17 protein-coding genes are annotated in these 16,133 nt (G+C 71.8%); 7 read left to right on the forward strand and 10 right to left on the reverse strand.

Going from position 1 to position 16,133, the window contains the following annotated elements:
* Positions 1–5 precede the first annotated feature (5 nt).
* The 5 genes from AB0M76_RS16755 to hemL all read right to left on the reverse strand — a co-directional run bounded on the left by AB0M76_RS16755 (position 6) and on the right by hemL (position 4,789).
* Positions 6–785: a cytochrome c biogenesis protein CcdA gene (locus tag AB0M76_RS16755; RefSeq protein ID WP_365953507.1), complete on the reverse strand. Its 780-nt coding sequence runs from the start codon at positions 783–785 to the stop codon at positions 6–8.
* A gap of 4 nt (positions 786–789) precedes the next feature.
* On the reverse strand, positions 790–1,383 hold the full coding sequence (locus AB0M76_RS16760; RefSeq protein ID WP_365953508.1) for a TlpA disulfide reductase family protein: 594 nt from the start codon (positions 1,381–1,383) through the stop codon (positions 790–792).
* Between the two features lie 90 nt (positions 1,384–1,473).
* The gene (locus AB0M76_RS16765; RefSeq protein WP_365953509.1) at positions 1,474–2,703 is read right to left on the reverse strand and encodes a hypothetical protein; all 1,230 of its coding nucleotides are present in this window, start codon (positions 2,701–2,703) and stop codon (positions 1,474–1,476) included.
* 74 nt (positions 2,704–2,777) lie between these two features.
* On the reverse strand, positions 2,778–3,458 hold the full coding sequence (locus AB0M76_RS16770) for a histidine phosphatase family protein (protein ID WP_365953510.1): 681 nt from the start codon (positions 3,456–3,458) through the stop codon (positions 2,778–2,780).
* The gene (gene hemL / locus AB0M76_RS16775) at positions 3,455–4,789 is read right to left on the reverse strand and encodes a glutamate-1-semialdehyde 2,1-aminomutase (protein ID WP_365953511.1); all 1,335 of its coding nucleotides are present in this window, start codon (positions 4,787–4,789) and stop codon (positions 3,455–3,457) included. Before hemL ends, AB0M76_RS16770 begins: the two co-directional genes overlap by 4 nt.
* Positions 4,790–5,094: 305 nt before the next feature.
* Between hemL and AB0M76_RS16780 the strand changes: the two genes are divergently transcribed.
* Positions 5,095–5,532 (forward strand): hypothetical protein, encoded by a 438-nt coding sequence (locus AB0M76_RS16780; protein ID WP_030161262.1) that lies wholly within the window; start codon positions 5,095–5,097, stop codon positions 5,530–5,532.
* Between the two features lie 18 nt (positions 5,533–5,550).
* Here the strand turns inward: AB0M76_RS16780 and AB0M76_RS16785 are convergent, their stop codons facing one another.
* Together AB0M76_RS16785 and AB0M76_RS16790 are read right to left on the reverse strand one after the other, a co-directional pair.
* The gene (locus AB0M76_RS16785) at positions 5,551–6,582 is read right to left on the reverse strand and encodes a serine hydrolase domain-containing protein (protein ID WP_365953512.1); all 1,032 of its coding nucleotides are present in this window, start codon (positions 6,580–6,582) and stop codon (positions 5,551–5,553) included.
* A 155-nt stretch (positions 6,583–6,737) separates the two neighbouring features.
* Positions 6,738–8,162, reverse strand: a complete 1,425-nt coding sequence (locus AB0M76_RS16790) for an FAD-binding oxidoreductase (protein WP_365953513.1) — start codon at positions 8,160–8,162, stop codon at positions 6,738–6,740.
* 235 nt (positions 8,163–8,397) lie between these two features.
* On the opposite strand from AB0M76_RS16790, the gene AB0M76_RS16795 reads away from it, so the two are divergent.
* A complete protein-coding gene (locus AB0M76_RS16795) occupies positions 8,398–9,135 on the forward strand; it encodes a Mut7-C RNAse domain-containing protein (protein ID WP_365953514.1) in 738 nt (245 codons plus the stop codon).
* A 21-nt stretch (positions 9,136–9,156) separates the two neighbouring features.
* Here AB0M76_RS16795 and AB0M76_RS16800 read toward each other — a convergent pair whose 3' ends face one another.
* On the reverse strand, positions 9,157–9,666 hold the full coding sequence (locus AB0M76_RS16800) for a hypothetical protein (protein WP_365953515.1): 510 nt from the start codon (positions 9,664–9,666) through the stop codon (positions 9,157–9,159).
* 114 nt (positions 9,667–9,780) lie between these two features.
* On the opposite strand from AB0M76_RS16800, the gene AB0M76_RS16805 reads away from it, so the two are divergent.
* On the forward strand, positions 9,781–10,116 hold the full coding sequence (locus AB0M76_RS16805; RefSeq protein ID WP_266626713.1) for a YnfA family protein: 336 nt from the start codon (positions 9,781–9,783) through the stop codon (positions 10,114–10,116).
* Positions 10,117–10,180: 64 nt separating this feature from the next.
* A complete protein-coding gene (locus AB0M76_RS16810) occupies positions 10,181–10,942 on the forward strand; it encodes an SDR family NAD(P)-dependent oxidoreductase (protein WP_365953516.1) in 762 nt (253 codons plus the stop codon).
* Here AB0M76_RS16810 and AB0M76_RS16815 read toward each other — a convergent pair.
* Both AB0M76_RS16815 and AB0M76_RS16820 read right to left on the reverse strand, forming a co-directional pair.
* Positions 10,939–11,169, reverse strand: coding sequence for a hypothetical protein (locus AB0M76_RS16815; protein WP_365953517.1), 231 nt, complete (start codon positions 11,167–11,169; stop codon positions 10,939–10,941). The genes AB0M76_RS16810 and AB0M76_RS16815 overlap by 4 nt on opposite strands.
* A 68-nt stretch (positions 11,170–11,237) precedes the next feature.
* Positions 11,238–12,431 carry an RtcB family protein gene (locus AB0M76_RS16820; RefSeq protein ID WP_365953518.1) on the reverse strand — a complete coding sequence of 398 codons (1,194 nt, stop codon included), beginning with the start codon at positions 12,429–12,431 and terminating at the stop codon, positions 11,238–11,240.
* Between the two features lie 192 nt (positions 12,432–12,623).
* Here AB0M76_RS16820 and AB0M76_RS16825 point away from each other — a divergent pair, with 192 nt between their 5' ends.
* The 3 genes from AB0M76_RS16825 to AB0M76_RS16835 all read left to right on the forward strand — a co-directional run bounded on the left by AB0M76_RS16825 (position 12,624) and on the right by AB0M76_RS16835 (position 16,089).
* On the forward strand, positions 12,624–13,484 hold the full coding sequence (locus AB0M76_RS16825) for a DUF3558 domain-containing protein (protein WP_365953519.1): 861 nt from the start codon (positions 12,624–12,626) through the stop codon (positions 13,482–13,484).
* Positions 13,485–13,678: 194 nt separating this feature from the next.
* Positions 13,679–14,446 (forward strand): DUF3558 family protein, encoded by a 768-nt coding sequence (locus AB0M76_RS16830; RefSeq protein ID WP_365953520.1) that lies wholly within the window; start codon positions 13,679–13,681, stop codon positions 14,444–14,446.
* A gap of 116 nt (positions 14,447–14,562) precedes the next feature.
* Complete coding sequence (locus tag AB0M76_RS16835) at positions 14,563–16,089, forward strand: DUF2637 domain-containing protein (RefSeq protein ID WP_365953521.1); 1,527 nt, start codon at positions 14,563–14,565, stop codon at positions 16,087–16,089.
* The last annotated feature ends 44 nt before the right edge of the window (positions 16,090–16,133 follow it).

A 16,133-nucleotide genomic window follows, 5' to 3' on the forward strand; every position in this document is an offset into this window, starting at 1 on the left:
AGTCCTCAGATCCCCACCGTGAAGCCTTGGGTCCAAATCCGCATGTCGTCGACGATGCCGGCCCACAAACCTGTGACGAGCAGCAGCCCGGTCAGGACCAGCATGCCGCCGCCGATCCGCATCACCCATGCATAGTGCTGCTTCACCCAGCCGAAAGCACCGAGCGCCTTGCGGAAGGCGATCGCGGCGAGGATGAAGGGCAGGCCCAGGCCCAGACAGTAGGCGACGGTCAGCAGCGCGCCCCGGCCGGCGCTCGCCTGGTCGAGGGAGAGCGTGCTCACCGCGGCGAGGGTCGGGCCCATGCAGGGGGTCCAGCCGACACCGAACAGGACGCCGAGCAGCGGCGCGCCGATCAGGCCCGCGGCCGGCTTCTTGTGGAAGCGGAACTCCCGCATCGTCAGGCCCGGGATCAGGCCCATGAAGAAGAGGCCGAGGACGATCACCAGACCGCCGAGGATCCGGGAGATGATCTCCCTGTTCGCCTGGAGCGTGCCGCCGAAGTACCCGAAGAGCGCGCCGGTGGAGACGAACACGGCCGTGAAGCCGACGATGAACAGGCTCGCGCCGGCCAGCATCCGGCCGCGCCGGGCCTCGGCGAGGTCGGCCCCGCCGATGCCGGTGACGTACGAGAGGTAGCCGGGGACCAGCGGCAGCACGCAGGGCGAGAAGAACGAGACGAGTCCGGCGAGGACCGAGATGGGCAGCGCCAGCATCAGGGCCCCGTCGAGGACCGTCGTGTTCACGCCGGTCGGCTCGGCGGCCAGGGTGAGGAGCTCGGAGACCACGAGGTCACTGCTCCGCGAGAACGGGGTCGATCATGGAGCGCAGCTGCTGGTCGTTGATCGCGACGAGGGTGCGGGCGGCGATCCGGCCCTGCTTGTCGAGGACGATCGTGGAGGGGATGGCCTGCGGGTTCAGGGTGCCCGCGGGGAAGCGGAGCATCAGCTTCCCGTCCGGGTCGTAGAGGCTCGGGTAGGTGATCCCGAAGTTCTCCTCGAACGCGATGGCGTTCTGCTTGCTGTTGTCGCGGGTGTTGATTCCGACGAAGGCGACGTCCTTGCCGCCGTCGGCGAGCTCCTTGGACACCTGCGCGAAGTACTTGGCCTCGTTGCGGCACGGCGGGCACCAGGAGCCCCACACGTTGAGGACGACGACCTTGCCCTTGAGGCTGGTGACGTCGAGGGTCTTGCCGTCGACGGTCTCGCCGTCGAGCTTGGGTGCCTCGGTGCGCGAGCCCTGGGCGACGGTGGAGATGCCGGCGGCGCCGGTCACGTAGTTGCCGCCGGCGGAGCCGTTCGGCTTGCCGCCGTCGTCGCACGCCGACAGGGTCACGGCGCTCGCGAGGGTCACCGCGGTGAGCAGGAGAGCACGGCCAATTCTCATGTGAAAAGTTTCGCATGAGCGATTTGCGGATCTTTCCCGCCCCCCGGAGGTGTACCGAGCCGCTGGTCAGCCGGTCGGCCGGCCGGCCGGTCAGGCGGCGGAGAGGTACGTGCCCCAGCCGCCGGCCGGCGACTGACCCGGGGCCAGCTCCTGGAGCCGGGCGAGCAGCTTGGGGTCCTGGACGTCGAGCCAGTCGGCGAACTGCCGGAAGGAGAGCAGCCGTACGTCCTTTTTGTCCGACATGCCCTTGAGGGCTTCCTCGACGGCGTCCATGTAGATGCCGCCGTTCCATTCCTCGAAGTGGTTGCCGATGAAGAGCGGTGCGCGGTTCGTCTCGTACGCGCGCCGGAAGCCGCCGAGGTAGGTGGCGATGGCCTGGGTGCGCCAGGCGGGGTAGTTGGAGGGCATGCCCCGGGTGGTGTTCTTCGACTGGTTGGCGAGGATGTTGTAGTCCATCGACAGCACCTCGAAGGAGTGCCCGGGGAACGGCATGGACTGCAGCGGCAGGTCCCAGATGCCCGACTTCTTCCCCGGCCACACCTGGAGGCCGCCGGGCGAGGAGGCGTCGTAGCGCCAGCCCAGCTTCTGCGCGACCGGCAGCATGCCGTCCCGGCCGAGCAGGCAGGGGGTGCGGCCGCCGACCAGTTCCTTGCGGTAGTCGAAGGGCAGGGGCTCGAGGTCGGTGAAGCCGGTGTTGGTGCGCCAGCTGGTGACGAAGGCCACGGCCTGGTCGATCTCGCTCTGCCAGTCGTCCGGGGTCCAGTGGGCCACGGAGCCGGAGCCGGCGCAGAAGTGGCCGTTGAAGTGGGTCCCGACCTCGTGGCCGTCGAGCCACGCCTCGCGGACGCACTTCAGGGTGTTGCGGACGTTCTCGTCCTTGAGGTAGCCGATGTCGGAGGCCCCGGCCGGGTTGTTCGGCGGCGTGTAGAGGTCCTTCTTCGACTCGGGCAAGAGGTAGATGCCGGAGAGGAAGAACGTCATGGCCGCGCCGTGGTCCTTGGCGAGCTTGAGGAAGCGCGGGAAGAGCCCGTTGCCGATCTCCCCCGCGCCGTCCCAGCTGAACACCACGAACTGCGGCGGGGTCTCGCCCGGCTGGAGCGGTACGGGCTTGCCCGGCTGCCGGGGCTGCGGGCCGGAGTCTGCGGTGGAGCCGTCGCCGATCGGCCGGACCGCGGCCGCGGACCCGGACGGGCCTGAGCCGCCGGGTCCGGGACGGGCCGGGTGGTCGTCGGCGCCGCAGCCGACGACCCCGGCCGCCACCGCGGCTGCGCCGAGCCCGAGCAGTCCCCTTCGGGTGAAGTCGCGCTTCGCTTCGCTCATGAATAGTCACATAAACGGACTTTTCAATGAAGTCGAGGCTCCGCGCGGCGATTCGACAGGACTTGTATGAACTTTTAGGCGCCGAAGGCCTTCGACTTGCCCTTCACCGGCTTCGCCCCCGCGAGGAGATGCGCCGGGACCAGGTCCCGGGCCGGCTCGCTGTAGCCCACCGACACCAGCCGGTCGCCCCGGTACGTGAACGACGTGAGCGAGGCCAGCGTGCACTGCCGGCGCCGCGGGTCGTGCCACAGCCGGCGCTTCTCCGCGAAGCTGCGCACGATCCAGATCGGCAGCTGGTGGCTGACCGCCACCGCCTCGTGGCCGCGGGCCGCATCACGCGCCGCCTCGACGGCGCTCGTCATCCGGACGACCTGCTCCACGTACGGCTCGCCCCAGGACGGCTTGAACGGGTTCGTCAGGTGCTTCCAGTTGGCGGGCTTGCGCAGCGCGCCGTCCCCGACACCGAAGGTCTTGCCCTCGAAGACGTTCTCCGCCTCCAGCAGCCGCGCGTCCGTCGCCACGTCCAGGCCGTGGCCCTTGGCGACCGGCGCCGCCGTCTCCTGCGCCCGCTCCAGCGGGGAGGAGACCACGTACGTGATGTCACGGTTCTGCAGGTGCTCGGCGACGCGCTCGGCCATCTCCCGGCCCAGCTCGGAGAGGTGGTAGCCGGAACGGCGCCCGTAGAGCACCCCGTCCGGGTTGTGCACCTCGCCGTGCCGCATCAGGTGGACGACGGTGATCTCGCTGCTGCTCATGCGGTCCCCTCCGGGGTGGCTTGCGCGGCGGCGCGGGCGGCGGCGGGCAGCGCAGCCGCGATGCGCTCGACCGCCTGCTCGTCGTGGGCGGTGGAGACGAACCACGACTCGAAGGCCGACGGCGGCAGGTACACGCCCTGCGACAGCATCGAGTGGAAGAAGCCGTTGAAGCGGAAGGACTCCTGCTTCTTGGCGTCGTCGTAGTTCTTCACCTCGTCCTCGGTGAAGAAGACGGAGAACATGTTGGACGCGGTCTGCAGCCGGTGCGCCACGCCCTCCTTGGCGAGCGCGTCCGTGACCAGGCCCTGGATCTGCGCGGAGACCGCGTCGACCTTCTCGTACGCGGCCTCGTCGAGCAGCCGCAGCTGCGCGAGGCCGGCAGCGGTGGCGATCGGGTTACCGGAGAGCGTGCCCGCCTGGTAGACCGGGCCCGCCGGGGCCAGGTACCCCATCACGTCGGCGCGGCCGCCGAACGCCGCGGCCGGGAAACCGCCGCCCATGACCTTGCCGAAGGTCATCAGGTCGGGCCTGACCCCGTCGACGCCGTACCAGCCGGCGCGGGAGGTACGGAAACCGGTCATCACCTCGTCGGAGATGTACAGCGCGCCGTTCTCCCGGCACAGGTCGGCGAGCCCCTGGTTGAACCCTTCGGCCGGGGTCACGACGCCCATGTTGCCGGGCGCGGCCTCGGTGATCACGCAGGCGATCTCGCCGGGGTGCGCGGCGAACGCCGCCCGTACCGCTTCCAGGTCGTTGTACGGCAGCACGATCGTGTCGCCGGCCTGCGCCCCCGTCACCCCGGGGGTGTCCGGCAGCGCGAAGGTCGCGAGCCCGGAACCGGCGGCGGCCAGCAGCGCGTCCACATGACCGTGGTAGCAGCCGGCGAACTTCACGACCTTGGCCCGGCCCGTGAAGCCGCGCGCCAGCCGGATCGCCGACATGGTCGCCTCGGTGCCCGAGGACACCAGGCGGACCTGCTCGACGGGCTCGATGCGCTCGACGATCTCCTCGGCGAGCGCGACCTCGCCCTCACCGGGCGTGCCGAAGGAGGTGCCGCGGACGACGGCGGCCTGGATGGCCTCCACCACGGCCGGGTGGGCGTGGCCGAGAATCATCGGCCCCCACGAGCAGACCAGGTCGACGTACTCGCGGCCGTCGGCATCGGTCAGGTACGGACCGGTACCGGACACCATGAACCTGGGCGTTCCGCCCACGGCGCGGAAGGCGCGCACGGGAGAGTTCACGCCGCCAGGCGTCACGAGGGACGCGCGGTCAAAGAGAGTCTGCGAGACTTTGGCTTCATACGGGTACGGGTAGCTCACACCAGCCATGGTCTCATCAGGCCGCGACTGACTTGCGGACGGGCGTTTCACCGCGCCGCCCCTGGGGAGGTCACTGCCATGATGATCAGGCTGCGTGGCGGGGGCCGCGGGGCCGGGGCAGGCAAGACCAGTCGGGTGGAGATATGCAACGCGGTGGTGGACCGGGCGAGGGTACGGACGGCCTCGACCCGCAGCGCGCCCGCGAGGCGCGCGAAGCCCGCCGCCGCGGCAAGCACCGGCGCCGGGCAGCGGACGCGGCCGATCCGGTACCCGGAGCCCTCGAGCTCCCCGACGGCCTGCCCAAGGGCCGCGGCATGGGAGTGACGTACAAGTACTTCGGCGCGCCCGACGGCGCGACGGCGGCCCGGGTCCCGGTCACGATGCGGCCGGAGGAGCTCGGCGGCGACGAGCTCGGCATGGGCGGCCTGTTCACCAAGATCAAGCCGGAGACGGTGGCCGCGATGGTCCTGACCGGCATCGAGGGCATACCCCTGCACAAGGTGCCCCCGCTGGAGCTGGTCGTCCTCCACCCCGACTACGCGGTGGTCAAGCTCCCGATGACGGTGGTCGACCCGCTGCGCGGCATCGGCGAGGAGTCGGTCGGCGCCGCGGCGTTCATCTGGTCCACGGTCCCGGACCGCGGCGGCCCGCGCGACGCCTTCAACGTCTACCAGCTGCTCCACGAGTGGCAGGACTTCAGCCACCGCCTGCACGAGGCGGGCCACCAGCCGTACTGCCTGGTCTGGCCGTGACGGCTCCCCTTCGCCCGGTCAGCCGGCCGCGAGGGTCTTGAGGGCAAGCTCGCGCAGCGGGGTGATCCGGATGCGGGCGGCGGCGCCGTTGTGGACGGCGTTGCTGACGATCACCACGTACCGGCCGGTGGCGGGAGCGAGGTGGAGACTCGTACCGGTGAAACCGTGGTGGTAGGCCACCGCGCCTCCGGCGGCGAGGATCCAGCCCAGGCCCCGCTGCAGACCCGGCTCGATCTCGGCCTGCGGGACGAGGCCGGCGCGGAACCACCGGCCCAGCGGGCTCCCGTCCCCGGCGAGCAGGTGCTCGGCGTACGTGGCGAGGTCGGCGGCCGGCGCGAAGACCCCGGCGTGGCCCGCGACGCCGCCCATGACCGCCGCGTTCCCGTCGTGGACGGCACCCCAGAACCGGTCGTGGCCGTCGTGCCGCTCGGTCGGCGCGACCCGGGGCGACTGCTCGACGGGCCCGTACGCGGTGTCCTCCATGCCCAGCTCGGCCCACAGGACGGCGGCGAGCTCGTCCAGCGGCTGCCGGTGGACGTGGGCGAGCGCGAGGCCGAGGAGGATGTAGCCGCGGTTGATGTAGCGGTGGGTGCCCGGCAGGCTCTCCATGAGCTCACGGCAGATCAGCTCGTGCAGGGGCCGCTCGGTCAGGTCGCAGAGGTCGAGCCGGGTGGCGGCCTGCAGGCCGGAGGTGTGCGAGAGCAGCTGTCGCACGGTGGCCTCCGCGCTCGGCATCGGCCCGTCCATGACCGGCAGGAACTCCCGGACGGGGGTGTCGAGCCCGAGCAGGCCCGCATCGACGGCACGGCCGACGAGCGGCCAGGTGGCGGTGACCTTCGTCAGGGACGCGATGTCGTAGACGGTGTCCGCGTCGGGAGTGCCGGGGCCCGTGAACGGGGAGACGACGCCGGCCGACCGGACGGTGCGGTCCCCGGCCGCCGTACCGCAGACGACGACCCCGCCCGGGGTGGCGCCGTCGGCGACGATCTCGCGCAGCGCGTCGTGCAGTCCGCTGGTCTCGGCGGTCGCGAACGGTACGGCCTGGTTCATCTGTGCCTCCGGCTCGGTGGTGGCCTCTGGTCTCCCCACCCAGCCTGGCCATGCCGCCGCGCGAGTGCCCGTAGCCGCGCCGGAGGCGGGCAGGGCTGGAGGCGGGCAGGGCTGGAGGCGGGCAGGGCTGGAGGCGGGCCGGCGGCGGGCTTCGGCTACGCGGCGGTCCGGGCCGCCGGCGGGATGTTCTGGTTGAGGCGGAACACGTTCCCCGGGTCCCACTCGGCCTTCAGCGCCCGCAGCCGGTCCAGCTTCCGCTCCCGCGCACCGTAGGCCTGGCGGATCCGCTGCTCGCCCTCGTCCATCAGGAAGTTCACGTACACACCCGCGTGGTACGGCTCCAGCGCGGACCAGAACTCCCGGACCCACCGGCACTCCTCGGCGAAACCCTCCGCCGTCTTCCGGATCCCGTTGATGTTGAGCATGTGGCCCAGGCCCCGCCCGCCGACCGCCGTGTCGTCCTCGCCGACCCGGGCCACCGCACCGCCCAGCTGGAACAGCGGGAACCCGCTCTGCGGAGAGGCGATCCGCGCCGCGTACTCGGCCATCGTCTCCACGGCCCCGTCGGCGAGCCGGTCGAGGCCGCAGCCCCGGAAGTAGTACCACCAGCCGTGCGGGAACGACGGGTCGAACATCGCCTGGTGCGCCAGGTACGGCTTGGGCCGGCACAGATCGAGCAGCGGCCGCCCGAACTCCCGCATCGGCCTCATCACTTCCTCACCGGCCTCCACCTCCCCCACCCAGCAGCCGATCACCATCACCACGCGCCGTCCGTACAGCTCCGGCGGGATCGCCGGCAGCGGCGGGACCTTGCGGTGAACCACGATCGTCGTCAGCTCGTCGGGCACCCCCGCGATCCACTCCCGGTAGCGGCCGAGCACCTGTGCCGAATCCTCCACCGGCCACATCACCGGCCCGGCGAGGACGGTCGGGCCGACCGGGTTCAGCCGGAACGTGAACTCCGTGACGATCCCGAAATTGCCGCCCGCCCCGCGCATCCCCCAGAACAGCTCCGGCTCGTGCGAGGCACTCGCCGTGAACCGGTCCCCGCCCGCGGTGACCAGGTCCACCGACAGCAGCTGGTCCACGCTCAGCCCGTACTTGCGGCTCAGCCAGCCGATCCCGCCGCCCAGGGTGAGCCCCGCGACCCCCGTGTGCGTCACGATCCCCGACGGCACCGCCAGCCCGAACGGCTGCGTCGCCGCGTCCAGCTCGCCCAGCAGCACCCCCGCCTGGACCCGGACCGTACGGGCCTCGGGGTCCACCCGGACCTCCTTCATCCCCGACAGGTCGATCACCACGCCACCGTCGCAGACCGAATGCCCGGGGAAGCTGTGCCCGCCGCTGCGCACCGCGACCGGCGCACCCGTCTCCACCGCCCACTTCAGCGCCGCCACCACATCGGCCGAACCGGTGCAGGGGGCGATCAGGGCGGGATGCCGGTCGATCGAACCGTTCCAGATCCGCCGGCGCTCCTCGTACGGGGCGTCCCCGGCCCGCACCAGGCTCCCCCGGAAGGACCGCGCCAGCTCGTGGTACGCGGAGTCGTCCAGCCGGACCGGCACAGTCGAGGTACCCATGGGACACTCCCGGCGGCTCGTCGCCGCTCTCCCCCGAGTGTTCCACCGCGGTGCCGGGCAGGCCAGCCGTAGACCGCTTGCGCCGGCTTCTTCCTCCAGGGCTTCGCCTGGCAGATGCCGGGAGACCCCACCGGCTACGCCCGGTTCCACTGTGGCCCGGGCCCCCGGGCGGCCCGCCTGCGGCGACACCGTAAATTCGGCCGCGCCGCCACGGCCCCGATGGCATGCTGACAGCGTGAACGGAACCGGCATTCAGCTCACCCTCGCCCCCGAACTACGCCTGTTCGCCCCGCCCAGCCGGCGGGCCGAACGCGTACCGACCGCCACCGACGGCGCCTCCAGCCTCGGCCACGTCGTGGAATCGGCAGGCGTCCCGCTCACCGAGGTCGGCCGGCTCCTCGTCGACGGCCACGAAGTGCCCGTCTCGTACGTGCCCAGCGCCGGCCAGTCCGTCGAGGTCTTCGGCGTCGAGCGACCCCAGCACATCCCCGGCGCCCCGCTGCGCTTCCTCCTCGACGTCCACCTCGGCACCCTCGCCCGCCGCCTGCGCCTGCTCGGCGTGGACGCCGCGTACGAGAACGAGGACATCGGCGACCCCGCCCTCGCCACCCGCTCCGCCGCCGAGCAGCGCGTCCTGCTCTCCCGCGACCGCGGGCTGCTGCGCCGCCGCGAGCTCTTCGCCGGCGCGTACGTCTACAGCGACAACCCCGACGAGCAACTGCGCGACGTCCTCGGCCGGTTCGCCCCCGCGCTCGCCCCCTGGACCCGCTGCACCGCGTGCAACGGGCCCCTCCGCAGCGCCGACAAGGACAGCGTCGGCGACCGCCTCGAGAGCGGCACGCACCGCTCGTACGACGTCTTCGCCCAGTGCACGGCGTGCGAGCGCGTCTACTGGCGCGGCGCCCACCACGCCCGCCTGGAGCGGATCGTCAGCGAGGCCGTCGAGGAGTTCGGCGGCGTGGCCACCCCGTAGCCGGTCGGCCCCGCCCCCGGCTCAGAAGGCGTAGGCGTCGCCCGTGTCCAGCGCCAGCACCGCGTGCTGGTTGTTGGACAGGTCCCGGTCGGACGCCCCGCCGTTCCACCACGTGTCGATCCGGACCACGACCTCCGGCACCCGCTCCTTCAGCTCCAGCAGCAGCCCGATGTGCCGGCCCCGCCCGTGCAGCGGCAGCGCGCCCGTCTCGCACATCACCTCGCGCAGTCCGGCCCGCGCGCAGCCCTCCGCCAGCTCCTGCCGGTCCGCGAGCTCCGCCGACAGCCGGACCCGGAGCGTCGCGTTCGGCAGCGCGGCCGGCCCTTCGTTCTGCGGCACCACCCACACCCGCAGCCGCCCCTGCGACAGGGACACCCGCCCGTGGTACGCCAAGTCCGCCTCGGGTCCGCTCCACGCCTCGGCGCTCCCGGACATCCCCGGCACCCCGGAGACCCCGGAGACCCCGAGCACCAGCAAGCCCGCCACCACCACACTCCGTACGGCACCACGGCGCACCGCCACCACCTCCACGCGCGGAGGCTAGCCAGCACCGCCCCCGTCCGGTCGGACCATCACACGAACGAGGGCGAGCCCTCGCCCAACCGGCGGGCGGCGGCCCGGGCCCGCCTGCGTACGCTTCGAGCCATGCCGATCGCCCGCTCCGCCGCCCTGTTCGCCCTCGCCGCCCTCCTCGAGATCGGCGGCGCGTGGCTCGTCTGGCAGGGCGTCCGCGAGCACAAGGGCTGGGCCTGGATCGGCGCCGGCGTCATCGCCCTCGGCCTCTACGGCTTCGTCGCCACCCTCCAGCCCCAGGGCGACTTCGCCCGCGTCCTCGCCGCGTACGGCGGAGTCTTCGTCGCCGGCTCCCTCGTGTGGGGCATGGCCGCCGACGGCTACCGCCCCGACCGCTGGGACATTGCCGGCGCCCTCGTCTGCCTCGCCGGCATGGCGGTGATCATGTACGCCCCGCGCGGCCGCTGACCCCCCGCCTATGCTGGCGGGTATTCGCCCGTACGAACGACCGAACGCCCGAGGAGCCCCGCACATGAGCACGGCCACCCGAACCGCCGTAGTCACCGGCGCGAGCAGCGGCATCGGCGCGGCCACCGCCCGGCAGCTCGCCGACGCCGGCTACCACGTCGTCCTCACGGCCCGCCGCAAGGACCGCATCGAGGCCCTCGCCGCGGAGCTCACGGCAGCCGGCCACTCCGCCGCGGCCCACGCCCTCGACGTCACCGACCGGCCCGCCGTCGACGCCTTCGCGGCCTCCCTCGACCGCTGCGACGTACTCGTCAACAACGCCGGCGGCGCCATCGGAGCCGAGCCCGTCGCCACCGGCGACCCCGCCGACTGGCGCACCATGTACGAGGTCAACGTCATCGGCACGCTCAACGTCACCCAGGCCCTCCTCCCCGCCCTCGTCGCCTCCGGCGACGGCACGGTCGTGGTCCTGTCCTCCACCGCCGGCCACTCCACGTACGAGGGCGGCGCCGGCTACGTCGCCGCCAAGAACGGCGCCCGCGTCCTGGCCGAGACCCTCCGCCTGGAGATCGTCGGCCAGCCCGTCCGCGTCATCGAGATCGCCCCGGGCATGGTGAAGACCGAGGAATTCGCCAAGACCCGCTTCCGCGGCGACGCGGAGAAGGCCGAGAAGGTCTACGCGGGCGTCGCGGCCCCCCTCACCGCCGACGACGTGGCCGACACCATCACCTGGGCCGTGACCCGCCCCAGCCACGTCAACATCGACCTCCTGGTGGTCCGCCCCCGCGCCCAGGCCTCGAACACGAAGGTCCACCGCGACCTCTAGACGATTCCCGCCGCGTTCAGATGCGGCATGAGGGCCGCCGGCTTCAACCCGGCGGCCTTCGCCGCATCCAGGGCCCGCTCCAGATCCGCGGCCGGCGTCGGCGTGAAGTGCAGCAGCACGATGTCCCCGGCCCTCAGCTGCGGAGTCGGCGGGGTCTCGCCCCAGGTCGTGAAGTCGTACGTCCTCGTGACCAGCGCCTTCACCCCGTGCTCGACTGACCGGTCCACGCGGAGGGGCCCGGACCGATCGTGATCGGTCCGGGCCCCTCCACTCCCCCGACAGCTGCGCCCGGGCCTCAGCCCTTCACGCAGATGACCTGCTTGAGCTTGGCCACGACCTCGACGAGGTCCGTCTGCTGGTCGATGACCTGCTCGATCGACTTGTACGCGCCCGGGATCTCGTCGACGACGCCCGAGTCCTTGCGGCACTCCACACCCTTGGTCTGCTCCGCCAGATCCCGCGCAGAGAAGCGCTTCTTCGCCGCTGTCCGGCTCATCTTCCGGCCCGCGCCGTGCGAGGCGGAGTTGAACGACTTCTCGTTGCCGAGGCCCTTCACGATGTACGAGCCCGTCCCCATGGAGCCCGGGATGATCCCGTAGTCACCGCTGCCGGCGCGGATCGCGCCCTTGCGGGTGACCAGCAGGTCCATGCCGTCGTACCGCTCCTCCGCCACGTAGTTGTGGTGGCAGCTGATCTCCCGGTCGAAGGAGACCTTCGCCTTGCGGAACTCCTTGCGCACGACCTCCTTGAAGAGACTCATCATCGCCGCGCGGTTGTACTTGGCGTACTCCTGCGCCCAGAAGAGGTCGTTGCGGTACGCCCCCATCTCCGGTGTCGCGGACAGGAACACCGCCAGGTCCCGGTCGACCAGGTTCTGGTTGTGGTCCAGGCCGCGGGCCACGCCGATGTGGTGCGCGGCGAGCTCGTTGCCGATGTTCCGGGACCCGGAGTGCAGCATCAGCCAGACCGAACCCGTCTCATCGAGACAGAACTCGATGAAGTGGTTGCCGCTTCCGAGCGTTCCGATCTGCTTCGTGGCACGCTCCTGACGGAACTTGACCGCATCGGTGAGGTAATCGAAGCGCGCCCAGAGGTCCTCGTACCCTGCCTCCGAGAAGCCGTACAGCCGCGACGGGTCCACCGCCTCCTTGTGGAGGCCCATGCCCACCGGGATCGCCTGCTCGATCTTCGAGCGGAGCTTGGACAGGTCCCCCGGGAGGTCGTTCGCCGTCAGGGACGTCTTCACCGCCGACATGCCGCAGCCGATGTCCACCCCCACCGCCGCCGGGCACACCGCGTCCTTCATCGCGATCACCGAGCCGACCGTGGCGCCCTTGCCGTAGTGGACGTCCGGCATGACCGCCAGGCCCTTGATCCACGGAAGGGTGGCGACGTTGTGCAGCTGCTGCATCGCGCCGGCCTCGACCGACGCCGGGTCGGTCCACATCCGGATCGGGACCTTCGCTCCCGGTACCTCTACATACGACATACGGCTTCAATCCCCCGAGAAGCATAGAAAATTCGTTATACGCAAAAAGCCTCGCTCTTAGCCCCAAACCAGACAGGGGACCGGCGCCAGCACCAGCGTGTGCGATAGACATTGTGTTCATCCGCGTCGAAAGCGCGGCAACATATTTTCCTGACCGCCGGGCCGCCGGCCGGTCGAAGGGAGCCAGTGGACGTGCAGCGCAAGGCGGTACGGCGACGAGTCCTGCCGGGCATCGCGATGCTGACCGCACTCATGGCCGGCCTGACCGGCCTGACCGGGTGCACCAGCGGCAACGGCGTCGGGGACGACACCGACTCCAAGGCGGGCGACAGCAGCCCCGCACCCGCACCGGCCGGCAAGTACCGCAGCCTGCCCGCGCCGTGCAGGGCCGCCGACGGCAAGCGCCTGAAGGCCATGCTCCCGGCCGCGGACAGCCTCACCGACGAGCAGCGCGCGCAGCTGTACGCCGGCGCCGCGGACACCTCGTACGACGGCGACCGGCACGTCGGCTGCCGCTGGACGGCGCAGACGCCCGAGGAGACGCGGCTGCTGTCGGTCGGCTTCGAGCGCGTCGTCTCGTACGACCGGACCACCATGAGCGACGACGACAAGGCGCGGCAGGTGTACGTGCGCCGGCTGACGGATGCGCACCTGCCCTTCCCCGGCCCCACGCCGAGCCCCAGTACGAGTACGGGTGCCAGCACCGCTCCCAGCACCGCCCCCAGCGCCCCGCCGGCCGCAAGCGCTCCCCCGCCGGCCGGGCAGTCGCCGTCCCCCGGCGCCGGCAGCCCCTCCGCGCCGCCGCCCGAGCTCGGTTCCCGGGTCATCGAAGGGCTCGGGACCGAGGCGTTCCTCGAGGACAAGCTGAGCACGGCCGGGGCCAGCGCGGCGCAGGCGCGGACCGTGCGGATTGTGTTCCGCACCTCGAACGTCATCGTCACCGTCGAGTACAGCGTGCAGCCCGCGCTGCCCGGTACGGTCCCGGCGAGCCCCGAAACCCAGGACAAGGCACGGCAGTTGGCGCAGGCTCTCGTCGAGCGTTTCAACGACTGAGAGGGCGACCGGGAGCGGGCGCGGGGGGCTCGGCGTGACGGCGCGCACAGCAGGCGCGCGCCGGGTCGGGCTACCGTTGCTCGGGTCCCGCGCCCGCGCCACACCCGCACCACGCCCGTACCGCGTCCGTACCGCGTCCGTACCGCGTCCGTACCGCGTCCACAGAACGCGCCTCACAACGTACTGAAGGAACCATGCACCGATCAGCCTCGCGCCTCACTCGCGTTCTCGCCTGCGCAGCCGTCCCGGTGATCCTCACCGTCGCCGGCTGTTCGTCCGACTCGGGCAAGGACTCGGGTTCGGGCGGCGACAAGAAGCCCGGCGCGTCCTCGTCCGCCAAGCCGAGCGGCAAGCCGTCGGCCGAGCTGGAGAAGGCGGCGTTCGCGACGCTGCCCGACCCGTGCAAGTCGATCCAGACGAAGACGGTCGAGACCCTCGTCCCCGAGGCGAAGGACAAGAACGGCACCGCGACCAAGTCGAACGACCTGACCTCCCGCGCCAGCTGCTCCTGGAACGGCCTGGACGAGGACGGCCTGAAGGGCTCGCAGTACCGCTGGCTGTCGATCTCCCTGGTCCGCTACGAGTCGCACGCCTCGCTCGGCGGCGCGAACAAGCGCGCCGAGGATCAGTTCAACAAGCAGGTCGAGACCGCGAAGACGGCGGAGGGCGCGCACGACGTGAAGGTCGAGCAGGCGGCCGGCATCGGCGACCAGGCGTCGTCGGTCGTGTACGGCGTGAAGAAGGACGTCGACTTCTTCAACACGACGATCGTGGCGCGCACGCAGAACATCGTGATCACGCTCGACTACAACGGTGCGGCGTACGAGGGTGCCGGCGCTCCGGATCAGGCCAAGCTGCTCGAGAACGCGATCGCGGCGGCGAAGGAGACGGTGGCCTCGGTCGGCACCGCCAACCAGCAGCAGAAGCAGCCTGAGCAGCAGGCTTCTCCCTCTGCGCAGTAGGCGTCGGCGGATCCGGGCGGCTTGTCGGGCGCTTAACAGGAGGCTGACATTCAGTCACCTGTGCAGTCACCCGTACGCTGTGCCTGCCGTAGCTCGACAAGGGGAGGGGATCGCGGGTGGCCGCGATGCAGCTGACTCGTACGCACCGGATACTCATCGGCGTCGTGGTCGCAGGAGCCGTGGTCATCGCGGGGATCGGTTTCGCGGGCTCGTACGCCGCGGTCCGCGCGCTCGCCCTGCAGAAGGGGTTCGGGAACTTCTCGCTGGTGTTCCCGATCGGCATCGACATGGGCATCTGTGTGCTGCTGGCGCTGGACCTGCTGCTGACGTGGATCCGGATCCCGTTCCCGCTGCTGCGCCAGACGGCGTGGCTGCTGACCGCGGCGACGATCGCGTTCAACGGCGCGGCGGCCTGGCCGGACCCGCTGGGTGTGGGCATGCACGCCGTGATCCCGATCCTGTTCGTGGTCACGGTGGAGGCGGCCCGGCACGCGGTGGGCCGGATCGCGGACATCACCGCGGACCGGCACATGGAGGGCGTCCGCATCACGCGGTGGCTGCTCTCCCCCCTCCCGACGTTCAAGCTGTGGCGCCGGATGAAGCTGTGGGAGCTGCGGTCGTACGAGCAGGCCGTCGGCATGGAGCAGGACCGGCTGATCTACCAGGCGCGGCTGCAGGCCCGGTACGGGCGGGCCTGGCGCCGCAAGGCTCCGGTGGATGCGCTGATGCCGCTCCGGCTGGCCCGGATCGGCGTCCCCCTCTCCCAGACGGCGCCGGAGGGCCTGGCGGCGGCGGGCATCGACCCGATGCTGCTGCCTCCGGCGGCCGCGGCCATCGCGACGGGTGCGGCGCTATCGGCGTCATCGGCTCCGGCCTTGGAGGCGGGCCACGGCGCGGCGGGCCTGGGCTCCGGCGCGGCAGGCATCCCGGGCCAGGCGGTCACCGCAGGCCTGCCGGGCCAGCCGGGCCTTGCCGGTGCGGCCGCGGGCATACCCGGCCGGCCGGGCCTGCCGGGCGGAGCCTCGGGCCAGCCGGGCGTTGCCGGTGCGGCCGCGGGCATCCCCGGCCGGCCGGGCCTGTCCGGCGGAGCCGCCGGCCCCGCGGGCCAGGCCGCGCCGCAGGCGCCGGGGTCTGGGGCGGAGCCCCAGTTTCGGGAAGGGGCGGGTGGGGGAGCAGCCCCGCAGGGCCACACCCCGCCCCCCTTCGCGGTCGACCCGACGGCCATGCCCGCGGCCCACGACAGCGCCTGGTTCGCCGCACCGCTGGCCCCGCAGGCCGCGTACGAGGGCGGGTACAACCCGCAGTACGTCGAGGGCCTGGAGCCGACCCCGGTCATGCCCCCGACCGGCCCGGACGAGGACGTTCCGCACCAGGAGCAGCTCCCCGTACCGCCCGCCGCCGATGACGATGACTCCGACGCCGACTCCGGCTTCGACCAGGTCAAGTTCAACGAGGCGGCCTACGAGGTGTTCCGCTCCTACCTCGACGAGCACTCCGACTTCCCGACCCCGGAGCAGGTGGACATACACCTCTCGGACCGCCACGGGATCGACCACCCGCGCAGCTCCTCGATGATCCGCAAGCTCATGCCGGGCCTGAAGCTGCGCTACCAGCGCGAGCTGGAGAACGAGCACATCGCCTGAGCCGGAAGCTGTACCCACATGCGAAGGGCCCGCACCCCCGAGGG

This window comes from Streptomyces sp. NPDC051364 (assembly GCF_040682115.1).
Taxonomy (GTDB): Bacteria; Actinomycetota; Actinomycetes; order Streptomycetales; family Streptomycetaceae; genus Streptomyces.